The 20,083-nt window shown below is 61.6% G+C and carries 21 protein-coding genes; 8 read left to right on the forward strand and 13 right to left on the reverse strand.

Translation table 11 applies throughout. From position 1 onward, the window contains the following. Positions 1-50 precede the first annotated feature (50 nt). Positions 51-638 carry a DUF1214 domain-containing protein gene (locus tag ACODR6_RS01480; protein WP_112719134.1) on the forward strand — a complete coding sequence of 196 codons (588 nt, stop codon included), beginning with the start codon at positions 51-53 and terminating at the stop codon, positions 636-638. Beyond that, positions 631-1,182 carry a DUF1254 domain-containing protein gene (locus ACODR6_RS01485; RefSeq protein ID WP_112719135.1) on the forward strand — a complete coding sequence of 184 codons (552 nt, stop codon included), beginning with the start codon at positions 631-633 and terminating at the stop codon, positions 1,180-1,182. Before ACODR6_RS01480 ends, ACODR6_RS01485 begins: the two co-directional genes overlap by 8 nt. A 3-nt stretch (positions 1,183-1,185) precedes the next feature. Here ACODR6_RS01485 and ACODR6_RS01490 read toward each other — a convergent pair whose 3' ends face one another. After that, complete coding sequence (locus tag ACODR6_RS01490) at positions 1,186-1,356, reverse strand: hypothetical protein (protein WP_165402615.1); 171 nt, start codon at positions 1,354-1,356, stop codon at positions 1,186-1,188. 511 nt (positions 1,357-1,867) lie between these two features. Between ACODR6_RS01490 and ACODR6_RS01495 the strand changes: the two genes are divergently transcribed. Both ACODR6_RS01495 and ACODR6_RS01500 read left to right on the forward strand, forming a co-directional pair. Further along, on the forward strand, positions 1,868-2,074 hold the full coding sequence (locus ACODR6_RS01495; protein ID WP_112719136.1) for a hypothetical protein: 207 nt from the start codon (positions 1,868-1,870) through the stop codon (positions 2,072-2,074). Between the two features lie 243 nt (positions 2,075-2,317). Further along, positions 2,318-3,388: a DUF2336 domain-containing protein gene (locus ACODR6_RS01500; RefSeq protein WP_203429306.1), complete on the forward strand. Its 1,071-nt coding sequence runs from the start codon at positions 2,318-2,320 to the stop codon at positions 3,386-3,388. 8 nt (positions 3,389-3,396) lie between these two features. Here the strand turns inward: ACODR6_RS01500 and ACODR6_RS01505 are convergent, their stop codons facing one another. The 3 genes from ACODR6_RS01505 to ACODR6_RS01515 all read right to left on the reverse strand — a co-directional run bounded on the left by ACODR6_RS01505 (position 3,397) and on the right by ACODR6_RS01515 (position 5,887). Further along, complete coding sequence (locus tag ACODR6_RS01505) at positions 3,397-3,753, reverse strand: DUF1491 family protein (protein ID WP_489020243.1); 357 nt, start codon at positions 3,751-3,753, stop codon at positions 3,397-3,399. Between the two features lie 33 nt (positions 3,754-3,786). Next, on the reverse strand, positions 3,787-5,223 hold the full coding sequence (locus ACODR6_RS01510; RefSeq protein ID WP_489020245.1) for a methyl-accepting chemotaxis protein: 1,437 nt from the start codon (positions 5,221-5,223) through the stop codon (positions 3,787-3,789). Between the two features lie 97 nt (positions 5,224-5,320). Continuing rightward, positions 5,321-5,887: a TetR/AcrR family transcriptional regulator gene (locus ACODR6_RS01515; protein ID WP_489020247.1), complete on the reverse strand. Its 567-nt coding sequence runs from the start codon at positions 5,885-5,887 to the stop codon at positions 5,321-5,323. A gap of 222 nt (positions 5,888-6,109) precedes the next feature. Here ACODR6_RS01515 and ACODR6_RS01520 point away from each other — a divergent pair, with 222 nt between their 5' ends. Continuing rightward, entirely contained in the window at positions 6,110-6,745 is a 636-nt protein-coding gene (locus tag ACODR6_RS01520) for a TetR/AcrR family transcriptional regulator (RefSeq protein WP_489020248.1), read from the forward strand. Positions 6,746-6,873: 128 nt separating this feature from the next. Here the strand turns inward: ACODR6_RS01520 and ACODR6_RS01525 are convergent, their stop codons facing one another. The 4 genes from ACODR6_RS01525 to ACODR6_RS01540 form a co-directional block, all read right to left on the reverse strand. Continuing rightward, positions 6,874-7,968: a porin gene (locus ACODR6_RS01525; RefSeq protein ID WP_413711250.1), complete on the reverse strand. Its 1,095-nt coding sequence runs from the start codon at positions 7,966-7,968 to the stop codon at positions 6,874-6,876. 395 nt (positions 7,969-8,363) lie between these two features. Beyond that, positions 8,364-9,125 (reverse strand): hypothetical protein, encoded by a 762-nt coding sequence (locus tag ACODR6_RS01530; RefSeq protein WP_413711249.1) that lies wholly within the window; start codon positions 9,123-9,125, stop codon positions 8,364-8,366. A gap of 475 nt (positions 9,126-9,600) precedes the next feature. Continuing rightward, positions 9,601-10,533, reverse strand: a complete 933-nt coding sequence (locus ACODR6_RS01535) for a peptidoglycan-binding domain-containing protein (RefSeq protein WP_489020251.1) — start codon at positions 10,531-10,533, stop codon at positions 9,601-9,603. Further along, the gene (locus ACODR6_RS01540; protein WP_489020253.1) at positions 10,505-12,046 is read right to left on the reverse strand and encodes a sensor histidine kinase; all 1,542 of its coding nucleotides are present in this window, start codon (positions 12,044-12,046) and stop codon (positions 10,505-10,507) included. Before ACODR6_RS01540 ends, ACODR6_RS01535 begins: the two co-directional genes overlap by 29 nt. Before the next feature lie 452 nt (positions 12,047-12,498). Between ACODR6_RS01540 and ACODR6_RS01545 the strand changes: the two genes are divergently transcribed. Next, on the forward strand, positions 12,499-13,014 hold the full coding sequence (locus ACODR6_RS01545; RefSeq protein WP_199626493.1) for a DUF5330 domain-containing protein: 516 nt from the start codon (positions 12,499-12,501) through the stop codon (positions 13,012-13,014). 210 nt (positions 13,015-13,224) lie between these two features. After that, on the forward strand, positions 13,225-13,647 hold the full coding sequence (locus tag ACODR6_RS01550) for a SufE family protein (RefSeq protein WP_489020255.1): 423 nt from the start codon (positions 13,225-13,227) through the stop codon (positions 13,645-13,647). Between the two features lie 7 nt (positions 13,648-13,654). On the opposite strand, the gene ACODR6_RS01555 is transcribed toward ACODR6_RS01550, so the two are convergent. Continuing rightward, complete coding sequence (locus tag ACODR6_RS01555; RefSeq protein ID WP_489020257.1) at positions 13,655-14,671, reverse strand: imm11 family protein; 1,017 nt, start codon at positions 14,669-14,671, stop codon at positions 13,655-13,657. A gap of 106 nt (positions 14,672-14,777) precedes the next feature. Beyond that, positions 14,778-15,671 carry an AraC family transcriptional regulator gene (locus tag ACODR6_RS01560; RefSeq protein ID WP_489020259.1) on the reverse strand — a complete coding sequence of 298 codons (894 nt, stop codon included), beginning with the start codon at positions 15,669-15,671 and terminating at the stop codon, positions 14,778-14,780. 166 nt (positions 15,672-15,837) lie between these two features. Here ACODR6_RS01560 and ACODR6_RS01565 point away from each other — a divergent pair, with 166 nt between their 5' ends. Further along, the gene (locus tag ACODR6_RS01565) at positions 15,838-16,566 is read left to right on the forward strand and encodes an SDR family oxidoreductase (RefSeq protein WP_489020261.1); all 729 of its coding nucleotides are present in this window, start codon (positions 15,838-15,840) and stop codon (positions 16,564-16,566) included. 73 nt (positions 16,567-16,639) lie between these two features. On the opposite strand, the gene ACODR6_RS01570 is transcribed toward ACODR6_RS01565, so the two are convergent. From ACODR6_RS01570 to ACODR6_RS01580, 3 genes are all read right to left on the reverse strand, one after another. Next, complete coding sequence (locus ACODR6_RS01570; protein WP_203429313.1) at positions 16,640-16,927, reverse strand: hypothetical protein; 288 nt, start codon at positions 16,925-16,927, stop codon at positions 16,640-16,642. 432 nt (positions 16,928-17,359) lie between these two features. Continuing rightward, positions 17,360-18,184, reverse strand: a complete 825-nt coding sequence (locus ACODR6_RS01575; protein ID WP_489020263.1) for a hypothetical protein — start codon at positions 18,182-18,184, stop codon at positions 17,360-17,362. A gap of 120 nt (positions 18,185-18,304) precedes the next feature. After that, positions 18,305-20,023: a sensor domain-containing diguanylate cyclase gene (locus ACODR6_RS01580; RefSeq protein WP_489020265.1), complete on the reverse strand. Its 1,719-nt coding sequence runs from the start codon at positions 20,021-20,023 to the stop codon at positions 18,305-18,307. Positions 20,024-20,083 lie beyond the last annotated feature (60 nt).

Raw genomic sequence — 20,083 nt, forward strand, 5'->3', positions numbered from 1 at the left:
GCCAGAATCAGTGCTAACCCTTTCACCTGATTTGATCTCAAGGGCATGCAGTGTTTCGATTTCCGCTATTTATCGCGATCACGCTGATCGTCGCTTTCGGCGGCGGGATCATGGTTTCGCGGTATGCGCTCGATGTGACGCAGGGGTTTGGCGCCATCAAGCTCGGGGCCTGGGAGGCGTTTCCGGAGTTGCAGACGGCCGATGCCGATCCTTATGCGAAATCGCACCGGGCGCGGGCGGGCAAGCTGCTTTACGGCAGTGCCGAGGGACTAACCTTTACGGCGAGCGTCGACGATGGCGGGGAGCGGCTCAATGCGGGCTGCAGCTATAGGATCAGCGGGCAAACGCCGGCGGCGCGGTTGTGGACGCTCTATACATCCGACAATGGCGGCAATCCGGCTTCCGTGCGTCCCGGTCTGCCGGGCGCGCTGAATTCCTGGACTGTGCTGCGCCAGCCCGACAGCAGCTTCGTGATCGACGTCTCGGCCAATGCCCGGCCGGGCAACTGGCTGGCGCTGCCGGCCGCTGGCACGTTCCGGCTGGTGCTGACGCTGTTCGATACGCCGACGGCGGGCAGTTCCGGGGTTATCGATCTTTCCATGCCGAAGCTCGAGAAGACCGGGTGCGGCAATGCTTAGGATCGTCTTTGCCATCATCACCGGCCTGTTCGGCGCCGCCCTGCTGCACCTGATCATCATTCTGGCGCTGCCGCATTTCACCGGCAAGGATGCCGAGACGCGGGTGATCGCCGAGGGCGATCCGAACAATTTCTATCTGCTGTCGTCGAACTACGACGATGCCGGGCTTTCCAACAGCGATCCCTTCGTGCGCACCGCCGTCTGCTCCTTCGATCTCGAGGATGGCCCTGTGCGCTTCACCGCCAAGGGCAGCGTGCCCTTCTGGTCGATCGCCGTTTATGACGGCGCCTCGAACGAGGTGTTCAGCATGAATGACAGGACGTCGGTGGGGGGCGCGCTCGATGTGCTGGCGGCAAGCCCGATCAAGCTGACGGAGCTGCGCAAATCACTGCCGCAGGATCTGCAGCAGACCATCCTGGTGGAGATGACGCATAATGAGGGCTATGCGGTGCTGCGCACTCTTGCGCCGCAGGCGAGCTTCGATGACGCAGCCAAGAATTTCCTCACCGAGGCAGGCTGCGAGACCTACGGTTCGGACAACTGACGCCTACTTGGTCTTTACACGCGATGCGCGCGACGGGGCGCGGCGCTTCGGGCTCTCCACGAGACGCTCGTAGCGAACGCCGGTGAACAGCAATATCTGAGCCTCGACGGGCTCCCGGTCTTTTCGGCGCGGCTGTTGCGAGCGCCTGTCAGCCAATGCGACTATAGTGGCCATTCTCGTCTCCATGCACTGCCCGAGACGGATGAAGCAAAGCGGATTTCACCCTGCCCGCCTGTGCGGGCCAGCGCGTCCTGCAATGCCGGAAACCGGAACCGAGGTCATTCGCGCCTTTCTCACGGCACCTGTTTGAATACCGTGATGTGGAATCTTTACGGCCGAAGCATCGAACCGCGCCGTTCCTGTCCGAATTGAGACATACGATAGTTAACAGTCTCCTAATATTTCAGCCCTGTTGTAGGGCTGTTCAATAAACGCTGCGAGCTGGCTTTTAGTTTCAATCGGCAATAAGTCAGATTTAATTAGGAAAGACTTATGAATTCATAGGCTTGACCAAGTACAGCCGATCACCTTTACGTCATAAGGATGTGTTGCCGATTTGCGTCACCGAAATATCAATTGCAGTTCAGGTGAATAGGCGTATGGTCGGCGCATCGGTCAAAAGTTTTATGGCGATGACCGCTTGAGAGACAACCCATGCTCTTGCCGTAGATACGGAGGGCAGAAAATGTCTTTGTTCATGAACCCGACATTCTCTCCTGAAGATCTGGATGTGCTGCGCGGCGCGCTCGATGCGTGGTGCTCGGAAAAGCGTCTGGATATCAAAAGCCCCGAGGCCCAGTTTGCAGCTTCGGCTGCGCTCGACCTCTATCAGGCCGGCCATAACGACGGCGAAAAGCTGCTTTTGGCTCTGCGTGCCCACAAGGGACTCTGACATTCATCTCCAGGCCGGAGCGATCCGGAAAAACGGTGGCGCCTCGTATCTGCGGGGCGCTTTCTTTTTGTGCGCCATCCACAGCTGAACACGTTCTGCGTGTACCATTGCTGCGCATTTGATTAAAATCTTCAGCAAGCATTAACCCTGCCGGTGTAGGATTTGTTCATATTCGTCTGAGCCCGGCCTCCGTCCAGCCGGCACATTCGATCCCTCAGTATCGGCGTTTCCGGGGTATTCTTTGTGCGTGACCGGTTTAGAGACCTAGAAGGGCCTATGGCCAGCCGCAAGAAGGACGTGGTGTTGATGGCAACCGTGAGCAGCTTCGAGGGATTGGCGCATCCGACGCGATCCGAGCTGCGCCAGTTCGCCGAGCTCTTTACCCCGCTGTTCCAAGCCTCTTCCGACGAAGCCCGCCGCCAGGCCGTCGCCGCCCTCTCGCAATGCCCGGTCATTCCGCAGGCCGTGGCTCTCTTCATCGGCAACCTGCCGATCGCCGTTGCCGCACCGTTTCTGACGGCCTCGCAGGCGGTCAGTGACGATACGCTGATCATGATCGCCCGCACGCAGGGCACCGCCCATATCCGCGCCATCGTCAGCCGCGACAATCTTTCGCCGAAGGTCATCGATGCGCTGGTGGCGCTGCGCCAGGCGACCGCCCGCCCCTCGCCCGCCGACCTGACGCTTCCCGCCATCGAGGAACAGCTGGCCGCAGCACCGGCGCCGGTCTTTGCGCCCGTCGCAACCGAACCGCCGGCCGTCGATCCTGACTTTGCCGAGCGCCTCGCCAATGAAGAGGCGATGCGCCAGAAGATCCGCGGTCTCGCCAACCATCTCGGCCGCGATGACGACGACCGGCTGGGCCTCAGGACGATCTCAGACATCCAGGAAGCGCTGCTGGTGCGCTTTGCCCGCTCGCGCGAGGCGAGCCACTTTGCCAGCACGCTTGCCGATGCACTGTCCGCCAGCCGCTGGCTGGCCGAGCGCATCATGCTCGATCTCTCCGGCCAGCAGCTGGCCACCACGCTCGTCAGCCTCGGCATGGGCTTTCTCGATGCCGTCTTCGTCCTGGAAAAGCTCTATCCGCATCTCGCCGAGCCACAGCACAGCGTGACCCGCGCCTGGATGGTGCTCGATGCGCTCGATCCGGAAGAATGCCATGAGCGGGTGGAAGCCTGGCGGCGCGCCGACAGCTATACCTACAAGCCGGAAGAAGGCGAAAACCCTGCCGCGCCTGCCGCCGCCGGCACGATCTCCCGCACAGCACGCCTGATACCGCCGGCCCGCGACCTGAAGACCGTCGGCCGCCGCTGATTTCAGAGCTAGAGCGGGTTCTTCTTCTCTACCGCCAGCGGCAATAGCGATGCCGCATCTGCCGTTTCGAGTTCGACGATCCACAGATCAGGATCGAACCTGCGCTCGCGCTCCAGCAGTTCGCGCACGGCATCCGGCTCCTGCCGGTCGAGGCGGATCTCGAACAGCCGTCCGGCAGTCTCGTCTTCATCGAAGAAACTCTGCGGCGCCGGGCCATAGAGCGTCTCCAGCCCGTCGCGGAAATGCTGGCGGATGAAGACCGCGCCCGCCTCTTCCGCGCCCTTCTTCTCCACGGCGGCGAAATCGCCCATGGCGAAGACCCGGCGCAGCAGGGCGGAAACGAAGATGTCAGTGCGAAGTCTCATGCGTGACGTATAGGATGAATGGCGGCGGTTACGCTAGACCTTGACCGCCAGCCTCAGCCCGCCCCAATGCCGTCCGCGGACCGTGATCGGGGCGGAGATGTCCTTCATCATCACGAAATTGCCGCCGCCCATGTCGCGCCGGTAGGTCTGCACTAGGAAGGGTGCGGTGCTTCTGCCTGCCGAGAGGCCGACGCGATCGTTGAAGATGCGGCGGTTGCGGCAGTTGGCGGTGTTCCAGGCGGTGTCGTCGGGGCGCTGCGGCTCGGAGAACTTGCGGTTATGGGTCGGCAGGTAGCCGTTCTCGTCGATCGCGGCGCAGAAGGCGATGCGCTCGTCAGAGGTCGCGACCGGCTCCTGGATCGGCGGCAGAAGACGGTCGGTGAGTTCGGTAAAACCTGCCATCAGCTGCACCGGATCGGTGCCGGGGATCGGCCTATAGTTTCGGTCGAAGAGCGCTTCCAGGCGGATCTGGCCGGATGACAGAGCCCGCTCGAAGGCGGCCGCGATGTCGGCGGCGACCGATTGGGCGCGGGCGATCCAGCGGCTGTCGGCGGTTTCGACACCGGCGCTCGCCGTCAGCTGCACCAGCTTTTCCGACAGGCCGACGACGCTATCGACGCGCTTGGCGGCGTGCTGCAGCTTGCCGTTCGATTCCAGCACCTCGGCCGACATTTCGCCGAGCGCGGCGACGAAGCCGGCGCATTGGCGATCGACCGCTTCCGTCGTGTTGGCCATGACCGAGGAGCTGTCGAGGATCTGGGTGATCACCTGCTCCATGCTGTGGAAGGCGCCGTGCATGGCCTGCGACTTCTCCTTGACGCTGGCGGCACTATCGCGCGCGCCGCTGCCGGCGGCCGAGAGCCTGCCGATCTTGGCGCGCAGCTGATCGAGCGTTTCCTGGATCAGGCCGGTCGCCTTGGAGGTCTGCAGCGAGAGGGCCCGGATCTCGGAGGCGACGACGGCAAAGCCCTTGCCTGCCTCACCGGCCCGCGCCGCCTCGATCGCGGCATTTAGGGCAAGCAGGTTGGTCTGGCGGGCGATGGTGCCGATCTCGCCGGCGACGGTGTCGACATCGGAGAGCGAGCGGGCAAACGTGCTGATCTCGGCGCTGATCTCCTCGGAGGAGCGCAGCATATGGCCGATCTCCTCGACCGACCCCGAGAGCCGCCCGGCCGATTCCTTCAGCATGTGGCGGGCATCGGCGGCGGTCTGGTCGGTCTCGCGCAGCGACACGGCAACCGCCCGGTTGGTTTCGGCAATCGAGAGCGCCGTGCGCGTCACGTCGTCGAAGGCATTGGCATGGCGGGCGGACATCGCCGCCATGTCCTGGATGGCACCGGCAATATCGACGAGGTCGATGCCGAGCGTCGATGCCTCCTCGGCCAGCTTCGACAGGATATGCCGCAAGGCCGGGTCCTCCGGCTGCGCATTCCCCTCTTCAGATACATCGACCGCCCTCATTGCCTGCATGACAAAGCTCCCCCGGTACATTAGCGGAGCGTCAGGCATTATGGTTAACAAGTTGCAAAAATTACGGGGGCTTAGACTTAGGTTGTAGGCGGCGGTATCAGGCCTTTGCCCGTGGCCTTTCGGTGACCGAGAGAAGGTCGGCCTTGATCTTCTCCGCGTCGGAGATATCGACCTGGTAGAGATTGGCGAGCCAGATGCCGTCGGCGGCAAAACGGGCGATACGCAGATGCATGTCGCCATCGGTGGCGCTGTGACGTTCGGCGCGGGCATTGGCCCAATCGGCAACCAGCGTGCGCAGATAGGGATCGGTCAGCGCCGAGATGGTCAGCGGCGCCCAATGGCCGCCGTTCATCCGCTCGTTCTTGTCGAAGACGGAATTGATATAGGCGCGGGTGAAGGAACCATAGGGCTCGGGATCGCGCGCCATGCGGCCCTCGATATCCTTGTCGATCGCCTGCAGGAGTTCGTCGAAGACGGCTTCGATCAGATCCTTCTTGCTCGGGAAATGATGGATACAGCCACCCTTGGTGACGCCGGCGGCTTCCGAGACGGCCTGCATGGTGACCGCGGCAAGACCCTCGGTGACGGCAAGCTTCCTTGCCTCATCAAGCAGGTTGCGCCTGACGAGCTCAGGCTGCTTGCGGCGTCTGTAGGCGCTTTCCATTCAATCCCCCGGAGCGGAGGCCAATCGAAAATCGCCCTCTCGCCTTGTCGTCAGGGAACTTATCACCTGACGGATCGCACGCAATATTTTTCGGTGCAACGATATTCACGCAGGCAGTCAAATCCCTGTAACATATTCGCGACATTGAGGCGCTGTACCCGCCGCGCCTCTTCATGTATCAGTGCCGCAGGGATGAAAATAACACGTGCGCGCAGGGGAAATGTGAGCTCGAACACCGAAGAAAAGCAGAAGCGGCCGCGCGGGCGACCGAAGAGCATCGATCTAGACCAGCGCCAGGCCGACATCATCGAGGCCGGCACCGACGTCTTCATCGAACTCGGCTACGCCAACACGACCGTCGACATCATCGCGGCGCGCTGCGGCATCTCCAAGCGGACCTTCTACGATTTCTATGAAGCCAAGGGCGACCTGCTCTCCGCAGCCTTGAAGGCGCGGAGCGGCTCCGTCTTCAATTTTCCGGACGCAGTGGACGGCGCGGCACTCGACACGCTGCTCGGCCAGGTCTTCGCTGTCGATGACAGCGAGGCGCCGAGCCCCGCCAACATGCGCCAGTATTTCCTCGCCGAAGTCGCCTGGGAAGCCACCGAATTCGTGCCGCAGCTGCGCCAGGATTTCGACATGGCACGCGCCGAGCTCGCCAGCTGGCTGCGAGGGCTGAGCGACAAGGGCCGGATCATTTCCATCGATGCCGATGCCGCAGCCACGATGCTGATCGGCATCGTCTTCGGCAGCCTCAGCATCGACCGCACCGGCGCCGATCTCGATGTGCGCGCCAAGCGCACCAAGGCTTATCTGGGATCAAGCCTGAAGATTTTTGCCAACGGCTTGCTGCCGTAAAAATCGCGAGCGGTTGGTCTTCCACGTCGCGCATTCATGATCTTCAAAAGAAGAAAGGGCCCAGCTGGGATACCGGGCCCTCTCCTTCGAAACCGATTGGAGGTCACCAAATCGGTTATGTCGTATGATTAGAAGTCGCGCTGCAGGCGGAAGAAGCCTTCGACGTAGTCGTCGTCCGAACGGCCATCGTGGTCTTCCTTGACGTAGGTAGCCGTCAGTTCGGTCGAGAGGTTTTCGACGATCTGGTAGTTCAGCGTTACGCCAGCACGCCACATGTTGCCGTTGTCGTAGCTGCCCGTGGAGTCCAGATCGATCTTGTCGGTGTACTGAACTTCCGGGGTAACCGTCAGCTTGTCAGTGGCCTTCAGAGCGTACTGAGCAGCAATCGCCCATTCGCCGGCGTTGTAGTAAGCAGACGGATCGCTCGAGTAGATGCCGGCCAGTTCGAACTTGCCAGGACCGATATCAGCGCCGATACGTGCCGTTACAGCACCTTCCTGAACCGAAGCGTCGTAACCGCCGTAAACCGCCCAGGTGAAGCCGCCGACCTGGCCGCCAATGCTGCCGTCGATGCCGAGACCGTTGTTGTCGTTTACAGCAAAGCCGCGGCCGTCATAAGCGCCGACGTCTTCAAGAGCGAGGCCAGCGTAGAAGCTGCCGCTGTCGTACTGGTAGCGGATGGAGTTCGTCTTGGTGACGTTACCCATGATATCCGACTCACCCGAGAAGTCGTTATCCCACCAGCTCGCAAAGCGACCAACGCGGAAGCCAGCGAAATCGATGTAGGCTTCGTCGATGTTCATGCCGTCAGAACCGCCGTATGCAGCATTGGCAGCACCCGGGAAGTCAGCGTCGTTCGTCAGGTTCGGGCCACCCGCATAACGGTTAGCTTCGAGAACGATACGGCTGGTCAGCGGGCCGTATTCAGTGTCGCTCTTGGCGTCGAACGAGACGTGTGCGCGAGTGTGGGTTTCCCAGTCTTCGCCACCGTTGTTGTCATAGCCGTCGCCAGCGCCAAAGCCGACGTCGAAGCGGACATAGCCGCCGATCTTGAGGCAGGTCTCGGTGCCCGGGATGTAGAAGTAGCCGGTGCCGTAAGCGTCGCAAACCTTGACGTATTCTACTGCTTCCGGTTCAGCGGCGACGATAGCGTCGGCAGCCTGTGCACCGGATACTACTGCGAGAGCAGCAGCGGAGCCGAGAAGGAGGCTCTTGATGTTCATTTTCTGTCTCCGTTCCAGAGGCCAACCCCAAGGTTGGCTCTTTGCTTAGCGCGATGGATGCGGTCCCCTGAAATTTCAGTCCGCCATGCGTTTCCGAACATTTGCTTCGGTCACGGGCTGGATATGAACAGGGGACCCCGGAGTCGTCAATTATTTAATAAACGTCTTCGTACCAAAATTATGCCGGAAGTTCCGCTCGTTGTATTTTTACCACATTTCGGCCATCCGGAGCGGGTTTGCTGTGCATAACCGGGTGGCCTCATTAAGAAAAAATTAACAAAAGCAACGAGCTAGACGAGCTCCTTCCTGGTGGCCGATCTTGCCGAACTATGGCTTCATTGGGGAAGGCAGGGTCGTGAGCCGGCCGCGAGAGAAGCGGCCGGACCTCAGCGATTTCAGGCGTCGTGGCGGCGGCAGCCGCGGACGAAGAGCTGGATGCAGCTCTTCAGATAGCCGATGAGAGCGGCCCTGTCGGGCAGGCCCTCGCCCGCGCTCATGCGGGAAGCAAAGCCGCCGAACATCATCGAGATCAGCATGGTGGCGGCGTGATCGGCGTCGTCGATCTGGAGAATCTGCCGGACATCCTGAAAGGAGAGCCAGTCGGCCAGATTGGACATGGTGGTCTGGGCATCATTGCTCTGCTGTCCGCCGCCCAAACGCGGGCCGGATGGATAGAGAGCGGCAATGCATGTGGTGATTCTGCGTTCCGTCTCGGCCGAGTCGTTCAGATCGAGATGGAAGATCGACATCAGCACGTCTTCGGGAGCACGCGGCTCGTCGAGCGGACGCGGGAGCGCCAGAAGTTGCTTGGGAGCAGCAACCCGCGACGTACTCCACTGCAGGCCACCCTTGGCGTATTTCTTCGTTCTGGAGTTGAGCGAACGGGTAACTGCCGCAAAACGGGAAATATCCGTGTAGGTGATCTCGAAATTGAGGTCGTTCAGCCCGCGGTGCAGGCGGAAGGTCTGGCCTCCACCGAGGTGAAACTCGGAAGCGCCGGTTTTGGCCGTGACGGGATAGACCGCCGCGAAGTGATCATGAAGGGCCTTGTAGAGCCGGGGATTTTCAAGATCGGTGATCGAGGCGATCGAGCGATACATGGCGCGGTCTGAGCCGTCCTGTTCGCCCAACCCGCCATAGGAAGGTTCACGCAACATTTGATTGATCCTGGCGGGGGACGGCTGCGACCCGGTGAAAGGACGTGCCTGGCTGCCCGCTGCGTGGCGACGAGAGAAAGATACCATCCGACTGGTATCTTTCAACTGCGGGAAAGTGACAAATCGGTCACAGTGTTATGCTCCTCACTGGCCCCCCGGTCGCACTTGGATGAATAGCACCAAGAGCACCCGGAATTTACATCATATTTTTGTGAGTATCATCCATTAATCGCTAATAAAGCATCCATGGATACGAGCGCAGTTCAGTGAAGCCGCCGCCGTTTCTCTATATTTACAGCAACTTAAATAGAAAAAAGGGCAAAATTGGAGTATTTCTGCACCCTTGAAAAGGGTCGAACCTGCGACAATCTGTCATTAGTTGCGAAACGCATACGTACCAATTTTACCAAATCCACACCTCCCATGACGGGTCGGGCTGCATTCAGTTCAATCAAAGCGAGAATTTCGACTCGGGTTAAATCGCGCCGATTTCCTTGAGCTTCTTCAGCACCGCCTCGTTCGGCTCGCCATTCTCGGGCAGATTATAGTGCTTCTGGAAGTGGCGAATGGCAGCGCGGGTCTGTTCGCCGGCGACGCCGTCGACGCCGACATTGGCGTAGGCCATGTTGGCGAGGCCCTTCTGGATCTTCAGGACCAGATCGACGCTGGTGAGTTCGCCGGAGGTGACCTGCTTGGGGGCGGCGGGTGCGGTCTTCACCTGCTTTTCGGCGCTGCGGATTGCGGCCGCGACCGGGTCTTCGGCCGAGGCCTGGGAGGTGACGTCCTCGCGCGGCTTTTCGGCGGGGATGGTCGAGGGGCCGATGGAATCGGTCTTCAGGGCGGCCAGCACATCCGGCGTCGCATCGCCGCTCTGCGGCATGCCGACGGTTTCCTCGAAGAACAGGATGGCGGCGCTGGTGCGCGGGCCGATGACGCCGTCTGCGGTGCCGTTATAGAGGCCGCGGCGGATCAGCTCCTTCTGGATATCCATGACCAGCTGATTCGGCTGCTGCCCCGTGGCCGCATTGGCGGGCGGCGTGGCGTTGGTTGTCGAGGCATCGCCCTCTTCGCCCGGGCGCTCGATCTTGAACGTGGTGACGTCGCCCGGATGCGGCTCCTCTATCGACGGACGGCCGATCGAGAAGGGCGAGGTCAGATCGCGGGTGCGGAAGAAGGGATGCGGGTGGTTGCCCGGCTGATACCAGAGCGCATTGGCGGCAACGAAGGAGAAGATGACGACGAAGGCGACGGTGCCGCCGGCGACCGATGGATTGCGCGCAACGACGCCGCCGAGCATCGAAGCGCCCGTCATGCCAAAGCCGCCCAAGGCGGCTGCCCCCGTGAGAAGCAGACCCGGCTGCTGCCGGCCCCTCTTCCCCTTAGGCGATTTTCGCTTGCGCGCGGCCATCGAACAGCCCCTCTTCCAAACCGGCAGCCGGTGCTGCCGCAGTCTTCAGGCGCGGCGGAAACTCGACGGCCGTCTCCCGTGCCGCATCGGCGGCAGAGGCGCCGGAACCATCCGCCGCGATCGATATGGTGATAATGGTGCCCTCGCCCGGCGCGCTGGCCAGCGCAAAGTGGCCGCCATGCAGCGCCACCAGCCCCTTGACCAGCGACAGGCCGAGGCCCGTGCCTTCATATTGGCGGGTATAATCGTTCTGGATCTGCATGAACGGCTGGCCGAGCATGGCGAGCTTGTCCGTCGGAATGCCGATGCCGGTATCGCTGACGCTGAGCTGCAGCACGCCTGCGCGCACCGACGCATCGACGGTGACCGCCCCGCCCTGCTCCGTGAACTTCACGGCATTGCCGACGAGATTGATGAGGATCTGCTGGATGGCGCGCTGATCGGCAACGACCTCGTCGAGATCGCGCTGGATGCGGCTCGTCAGCGTCACGCCCTTGCTCTTGGCCTGCAGCGCCAGCATGGCCTCGCAGGAGCGGATCGAGGCACCGATATCGAAGGGCTCGAGCAACAGCTCGTAGCGGCCGGCCTCGATCTTGCTCATGTCGAGCATGGTGTTGACGACCGAGAGCAGATGGGCGCCGGAATCACGCACCAGGCCGACATATTCGCGCTGGCGCTCGTTCTCGAACTTGCCGAAATACTCGCCGAGCAGGATATCCGAGAAGCCGAGGATGGCGTTCAGCGGCGTGCGCAGCTCGTGGCTGACGGCAGCGAGGAAGCGGGACTTGGCATCATTGGCGGATTCGGCATCGGCGGCGCGGCTCTGCGCATCCATGCGCAGCTGCTGCTCGACCGAGACATCGCGCAGCTGGGCAATGACGGCGGCAAGCTGACCCTCGCCATCGCGGCGCGCGGTCATATCCATACGCAGATAGGCGAACTGGCGCAGATCCCGCGAGACGCCGGGACGGTCGAGCCTGAGATCGACGCTGACGGACTCATCGCCCTGGCGCAGCTGATCGAGCGCCTGCAGGAAGAGGATGCGGTCGGAGACATGCACCTGCTCGATGAAGCCGCGGCCCTTGGGCTCGCGCATCCAGGCTAGATAGTCGCTGATGTCGCGGCCGCCGGACGCGGTGACGTTGCCCTGCGCATCAAGGAAGAGCACGAGGCCGGCGCTGTTTTCGAGGAAGAAGTCTTCGGCCGGCTGCGAGGCAACCGAAACCGTCGCCTGCGTCTGGCGCGACAGAGCGATGCTGCCGACGGCCGAAAACAGGAAGGCGGCGCAGACGGTGGCGACACCGGCAGGCAGCGCCACAGCAGGGCTGGTTATAAAGGAGAGACCGGCAGGCGCCGCAATCAGCGCACCCGAAGACAGGAGAGCGAGGCGGCGGAGAATGGCAAGTTCGCGTTCGGCCACGGCCTCGCCGCTTCCCGTGCGGGAAAGCCAGCTTGCCGCTGCCCGGTCCACGAGGGCTGCTGCCCGGTTGCCGATGTCACTCAATACTCGCACGCAATACCCGCCCGAAAAGGCTCTTTAACAAGACCGGACAATAGGCCCTGGCCGCTTAAAGAAAGGATAAGGCAAAGGCCGCCTCCACAGCCGGAAGGCGGCAAAAGTCCCATTTTGGACCATCCGGAAGCTCCTTTGTTTTTTGTGGTTAATAGGGGGTAAGCGATGGATTTCGCTCGCATTTCAGCTTCGCGTTAACTTTTGCGGCGAGCCCGCCATTGAGATTCCCTGCAATTACAGGCGGCAGGTCCCGCCATGCTTAACGCCGATGGCTACAATTTGACTGAAATACGGTACGTCGGCCTTTATTTAAAATTCGAATTAAATTTGCCGCAAATGCCGCGGAGTTTCGAAAAGTGGCATTCGCACTTCCGCGCTAGGGTGAAAACACACCGGAAACGGACCCTGATTCGGCAACAAGACCGGACGGGAAAACAGGATGGGCAACGACAATGAGACTACTGATCAAAGGAAGCTTCTGGTTCGGACTTGTGCTGGTGCTCTTGCCGCTTTTCAGCTCGGAAAGCTCGACGCGCCTCGCCAATGACCCCCAGGTTCAATTCTCCGACGCCTTCACCGCCGTCAGCGGCGCCTATGACTATATAACCGGCATGTGCGGCGAGAAGCCGGAAGTCTGCAGCAAGGGCGGCGAAACGCTGACCGCGCTCGGCTACCGGGCCCGCGAAGGCGCCCGCGTCGCCTACCAGCTGATCGACAGCCAGCTTTCCGGCGACGAGAAGGACAAGCCTTCCGCGAAGATCGCCGAAGCAGCAAAGGCCGTCGCCCCGCTCGCCACCCTGGCGCCTGCCGCAGCGCTCGCCCCTTCCGCAAAGGAAGAAAAGACCGCCGCCCTGAACCAGCCGATGCCGTACCGTCCGCCGGTCGATGATGCCGCCGCCTCCGACGCGGTCGTCACCGGAACCGTTCCGGCCGTCATCCCGACACCGAAGCCGCGCCCGGTTTCCTGACCAATTCCGCGGGCTCCGGCCCGCAACCAAGCTTGCACACCGGTCTTCCCCAGAGGGAACGCCCCGTGCCTGACGTGCCTGCCCTGTTTATTTCAGCACTTTGCTGCACGCCGTGAGGATGCCCATCCTTCACGGCGTTTTCTTTTTAATGGTTCAAAACGGCAGCCACTTCACCTATATGCAGGGCATCACGGAAAGGCCCGCGCTCCCATGGCATCGCTTGACGAAATCATCGACGACTTCTCCTTCCTCGACGACTGGGAAGACCGCTACCGCTATGTCATCGAACTCGGCAAGGCGCTGCCCGATCTTGCAGACGACAAGAAGACCTCGGAGAACAAGGTGATGGGCTGCGCCAGCCAGGTGTGGCTGGTGACCCATACGGACGGCAATGTCGACAATCCCGTCATGACCTTCGAGGGTGATTCCGACGCGCATATCGTGCGCGGCCTCGTCGCCATCGTGCTCGCCACCTATTCCGGCAAGACCGCCTCGGAAATCGCATCGCTCGACGCCTTCGAGACGTTTGGCAAGATCGGCCTGGTCGAGAACCTCTCGGCGCAACGCTCGAATGGCCTGCGCTCGATGGTCAACAGGATCCGCGAAGAGGCACGGGTGCGCGCCGCGGCGTAAAGTGCCTTCAGTTTGAAGCCACCGTGATGCTGCCGACCTTTGAAAAAGCGATGCCCTTGATGCCCGCCTCTCTGCAACGCGCTCTGAAATGCTCGTCGCAGAAAGGATAGAAGGGAGTTTCGGCTAGGCGGAAGACATTCGCCGATCCGATGACCTCAGGCTTGAAGGCAAATTTCGCTTGCTGGGGATACATCGGGGCCATGTAGAAGCCGTAGCCTGATACCTTTATGTTCGAATTCTCAAGATCGACCGCGTCCTTGAAGGCTCGCACGACGCTGCCGACCCAAAGCTCCGGACCGGGCTTGCCGTTTCGATAGCTCGTTACACACGGCCGATAATCACATGCATCCGGCGCCAGCTCCTCAAGAAGCGATTTCATCTTGGCCGAGATCAGGAAAAGCCCGTCCTGCACATCAAAATCGTGCGGCGGACGTCCAAGGCTTCTATCGAAGACGAAATGCGGCGGCTCAAGGTAATCGGGAAGTGTCCAGGGGCCGCGCGGCAACACTCCAACACCGTCCGGCCAAGCCTTCTTCAACGTGAGACGGCCGCCATCGGGTTGCAAACGGTCGCGGTTCATCAGATCCCATCCGTCTCCGCGATCACTGCGTGTGGTTCGGATCTCGTAGTAAAAGATCTTTCTGAGCCTTGCTGTCATGGGTGCTCTCTGCCGATGCGAACTGCGCGATTTTGGCGACTGTGGTTCGTTGCCAGCACCCGGAAATTGGGACTCTGCAGCATCGCCGGGTTCAATGCTTTGGGCAGAGTCGCCCTTGTCTATCTCGGCCAGCTTCTCCATCTCTTCGCGTATGATCCTATGCGCTTCGAAGAAGGGCGCCTTGACTACTGAATAGCCCCAAAGAGAGTAGGCTCCTCCGACAAGGCAAAGGATCCATTCCGGCGGATTTACCAGCAATGCGAATAGTACGAAGATCGGCAGAGCGGCCACATATCGATAGAAAGCTTTGCGCGGAAAGACCCGCTCAACCAGTCGTGCGCGTTCGTCGGCGTCCAGCTTTCTCATCAGCACCCATGTCTCATGCCTAGTGACGCTCCCTATCCACCTCAGCGGATACGGTCGCCGCCTATCTCATCGCAAGATTGACGGATTGGCGCTGTGGCATAAACGCTCAGCCCCCGGCCAAAGCGCCATTCTCCACCCCACGCCCCCGCAGCCGCCCCGCATCGCGCGCCGGTGACTGGCCGAACTGGCGGGCATATTCGCGGCTGAACTGGGTGGCGCTTTCGTAGCCCACCGAGAAGGCCACGCGGGCCGTATCGCCGGGCTCAGCCAGCAGGCGGCGGCGGGCTTCGTGGAGCCTCAGCTTCTTCTGGTACTGGATCGGGCTCATCGCCGTCACGTCCTTGAAGTGCTTGTGGAAGACCGACGGGCTCATGCCGGCGATGCAGGCGAGCATCTCGACGGTGACGGTCTTGTCGAAATTCTCGCGGATATGGCCGATGGCGCGGCGGATCTGGCAGAGGCGGCTGTCGCTGACGACGAGCTGGCGCAGCGCCGGGCCATACGGCCCCTGCAACAGCCGGTAGATGATCTCGCGCTCCAGCATCGGCGCCATGACCGGGATGTCGCCCGGCCTGTCGAACAGTTTCACCAGCCGCAGCCAGGCATCGGCAAGCTCCGGCGTCACCGGACTGATGCCGAAGCCCGGGCCATCGGCAGGCGGCGGCAGATCGGGCATCGTCAGGATGATGTCGCTGACCACGGCGATATCCAGCGTCAGCGCCAGCGCCAGATAGGGATGATCGGGGGCCGCCTCGACGATCTGGCAGGCGCCGGGCACCTCGATGCTGGCGACGAAATAGCTGGCGCGGTCATAATGCAGCGCCCTGTCGCCGATGATGGCGCATTTCGAGCCCTGCAGCACGAGGCAGAGCATCGGCTCGTAGATGCCTGCGATCATCGGGGTGCGCGCCGAATCCCGGGTGATCGTCACCCGCGGCACCGGCGTCTGCGTCAGGCGGCCGTCTGCGTGTTTCAGCGCGCGATCGCGCAATTCGTCCATCACATCCATCATGAACATATGGTGACATGGCGGCCGGACGCAAGACAAGGCGCGCAGCGGGCGCGCATCACACGTCAGGAGGAATAGGCAAGAAGCCGGGACTTTAGGGCTCACGCCGGAGGGGCGATCGACACGATCTCTGTTGCTCCACAAACGGAGTGCGAACATGACCCATACGAAGACTGCAGTGGTGACCGGCGCCAACAAGGGCATCGGTTTCGAAATCGCCCGGCGGCTGGCGGCGGAAGGATACCGCGTCTTTCTCGGCGCCCGCGACCGGGGCCGCGGCGAAGCGGCCGCCGCCAAACTCAGGGCACAGGGCCTCGACGCCCACTGGCTGGAGCTCGACGTTACCGACGACAGGAGCGCCGCCTCCGCCGCCGGCACGCTGGCCAAGGAGACCGGCACGCTCGACGTGCTCGTCAACAATGCCGGGATTGCCGAGGGCTTCGGCATCTCGCCGCTGGAAGAGCCGATCGAGATCACCAAGAAGGTCTACGAAGTGAATGTCTTCGGCCCGATCCGCGTGACCCAGGCCTTCATGCCGCTCCTCAAGGGCTCGAAGGCCGGGCGGATCGTGATGATGAGCAGCGAGCTCGGCTCCATCCAGTCGCTGCTCGATCCCGAGAACGAATTCTACGCCATTAACGCGCTCGGCTATAACAGCTCGAAATCGGCGCTGAACGCCGCCACCGTCTCGATCGCCAAGGCCGCCGAGCCCTTCGGCATCAAGGTCAACGCCGCCGACCCCGGCTATACCGCGACCGAGATGAACGGCAATAGCGGGTATAGGACGGTGGAACAGGCCGCCGAAGTGGCAGTCAAGCTCGCCACCCTCGGCGAAGACGGGCCGACGGCGGGGTATTTCAACCATAATGGCGTGTTGCCGTGGTAGGCAGCCATTGGCTGGCAACCTGTAAGCACACCGCCCCTCATGGGGCGGTGGACCGGCCCGGCGCCGGTATGTCTCACAGGACGGAAACGTCGAGCGGCGGCGGGGGCGGTGGTGGCGGCGGAGCAACAGCTGCCGGTGCCGTGCGAAGCGAAGGGCCGCCCTTCCTGTCGCTTCCCTGGTCGGTGCGGGAATCGCTGAAGAAGCCGCCGGCCTGGCAACCTTGAGTACGATGATTGCGATGCTGTTCCGATGTGACGAAGCGATTGCCGTCACACCCACGGTGCCTGTTCTGATCCGTCGCCACGCAACCGCTTGCGATGACGACGAAAGGCAGGATGCAGAGCGTGTAACGCATTGTCATGATCTCTTCCTTTCGAGGTTGTTACCCCTCTGAGGACAAAATCCACAACCTGGCGTACGTTCCGGATTGCAGCGGCATCAGGTGCTACATCCTGTGATTTGGATAATCTTGGATAAGGATGGGTTTAAGCTGTTGGTGGCATTGGGGAAAGGTGTTTGATTTTGGGGCTGCGGCCGATCAGAGAACGCCGCGAGCGCGGACCATGGAATGACCGAGACAGCAATAGCGACTAGCGGACGATGGAGCAGGACGCCGACATGGCGGTGACGCTAGACGTGCTCGAAGACGCTCCGATGGCGGAATACTTCAACTACGATGGGTGGTTGCCCTTCCGTGTGGCAGCGCGTCAGGCACATTTCGGATCCGGGCAGAGCACAACGTTCTGCCAGCACCTCTGTTGTTCGGTGCCGCCCAACGCGTCGGCTAGCTTTCTCAAGATAGAGACACAGTGCCACTATCTAACCGGAGATTTTTGCCGTGGCGCAATGCTTCGGAGGCACGTTGGAAGTTGTCCGCTATCTCGACGACTAAATTCTGGATGGTTTCGAGCACATGGACAAGCGGCCAATCCTGATGGTCGCGTAAGACTATTTGTACGTCGAAGTTTACTTCGAAGCTCGTATCCGCATGGGGTGGCGAATAAGAAATCCATTGAACCTCCACATCATTTTCAATAGCTCTGTGTAGAGGACGTCCAGAACCAGCCGGTGGAAGATGAATTGTCGTGCGAACAGCACCGTGCGCAACGATGGTATCCGGCATCGCTAGGCCAGCTGCAATGACAAGCAACATGTGGTGCTTATCCTCGTTGTTAATGCGGTGCAGGCACGCCAGAACATGATCCGACGGATTAATTTCATTGTGATATGGCTGGTATCGCTCGATAAGCTCTTGAAGGACTAAGGGAACGTTATCGAGAGCGCCTTTCCCAATGGCATCTTCAAAGGTCTTTTTCGTCAGAGCTATCGGAAACCTAGTCTGCTTGGTCGGCATCGCTCCGGTTAAAGGTACCGACGCCCAAACAAGATGATCTAAAACTGTTCTTTGATGATGAAGTATCTCGCTGACCAAGAGCGGCACATCATACGGCATGTTGCCAATGGCACGGAATGCATATCTGCTTCTTTCCGTCTCATTGGTCCCCTCAATGGTGAACGCTGCCTGTTCTTTAAGCCTTTCAAGTCGCCCGGCTAACGCAGCGAGCAACTCTCCGCTTCGTCCCAACTTCGCTTGGATGCCATGGAAAACGCCGTCCATCAAAGAATCTCCCGATCAAGAGATCGTGGTGGGTCGGAGACTGGCTAGTCAAGCATCTGATAGCAAGACGCCAAACGTATCTTCAATCGCGATATTCGACCCCAAGGCGAATCGCCCCCCTCACGCGCTCCTCGCCCGCTCCGTCGCAAACCCCTGCCCCACAGCCGCCCCGACGCACCCGCCGCGCGTGCGATTCCGCCCGGCGCTCTTGGCTTCGTAGAGCAGCTTGTCCGCACGCTGGTAGATCGCCGCGAAGTCCTCGCAGCCGGCGAGCGCGGTGAGGCCCATGCTGGCGGTGACCGGGCGGCCGAGGCCGGGGACGGTGTGGGCGACGATGGCGGGGATGGCCTGGCGGCGCAGTTCGGCCTGCGTTTCGGCGTCCTCGCCGCGCAGCAGGAGGACGAATTCCTCGCCGCCGAGGCGGTAGGCACGGGCGTGCGGGCCGGGCTGGAGGGCGTTGGCCACGGCTTTCAGCACCTCGTCGCCGGTGCTGTGGCCGTTGACGTCGTTGATCGCCTTGAAATGATCGATATCGATGACGGCAAGTGCGCAGAAACCTTCGGCGCGCAGCTGCTCGAACTGGCGCTCGATGGCGCGGCGGTTCAGGAGGGCGGTCAGCGCGTCGGTTTCGGAGAGGCGTTCGAGCAGCTCGGCTTCGTTTCGGGCGCGGTCGCGCTCGCGCTTCATGGTGACGAAGCGTTCGGCGACGCCGAGCGTGGTGAAGACGACTTCGCAGACGCAGCCGGCATAGAAGAGCAGCGCCGCATCGGTGCTGTGCAGCCAGGGAACGAGGCCGGTTACCAGGCGGATCAGGCCGACCGCGACCATCGGCGCGTAGCCGATCGCCTGGTAGCGCGCGGCCCGGCTTCCGCGGCGCCAGGCATCGATCATCGACAGCATGAAGATGGCAAGGACCGGGGCAAAGGCGGCCGTATAGACGCTGGACTGGATGGGACGGGCGACGAAGGGGAATGCCGCGTGAAAGACGCTCAGGAAGATCGCCCAGGCGGCGCACCAGGGCAGGACGCGCCTGAGCAGCGGATGCATGAGGCCGGGTTCGACGAAGCTGTAGGTGAACATTGTGCCTGAGGCGACCGTCATGCCGAAGATCACCGTCGTCATCCAGCTCAGCGTCATCGCCGGCGGATCGAAGAGCAGGACCGACAGGCCGGAGGTGACCAGAATGGTGGCCAGCAGCGAGAAGGTGAGCGCCGTGTGCCAGAGAACGAAGGTTTCGCGCAGCGCCCGGTAAAAGGCGGCGTTGAAGATCAGCGGCATGACCAGCATGCCGGCGAGCCCCGCCAGAAGCAGCGCGAAGCGCATGTCGCTGACATCGCCGGCGGCATCGACCGGGGCGAGATAGGCGCGCTCCAGCGTCATCTTGTGGCTCGGCAGGTCGATGGCGGCGACGATCCGGCGGGTTTCGGCTGTGACCTCAGGCAGGTGCGCCTTGAAATAGCCGCCGGCCATGGAACTCCGGAGGGCGGCGGCGATGGTATCCTGGCGGATCGCGCCATCGCGATCGATCGCGAGGAGATGGACGGCGTCGAGCGCTGCGCGGCGCGAGAGGAAATAGCGGGGAAGCGGCTCGCCGGGGGTGATCTCGAAGCGCAGCAAGACACGCTCGGCATCGATCGAGAATTCGCGGGTATCGCAGGACCATCGCTTCTCGTCGCCGGCCACAGTGGCGATGTCTTCCGAGAGGCTGGCGGGGGCCCAGCAGGAGCTTGGAATCCCTGATGGCTCCGCTTCGCCAGCCGATGCGGCGGCGAAGGGCAGCAGCATCATCAGAAGCAGAACGGCCAGCGAAAGCAGGTTTCGAAGTCCACTCGTAGTCATGACTTTCCCTTACGGCAAAAAGCTTTTGATGCCGTTAATCGCGGCCCCAAGAAGCTGCTA

This window comes from Rhizobium sp. FG96, assembly GCF_057808655.1.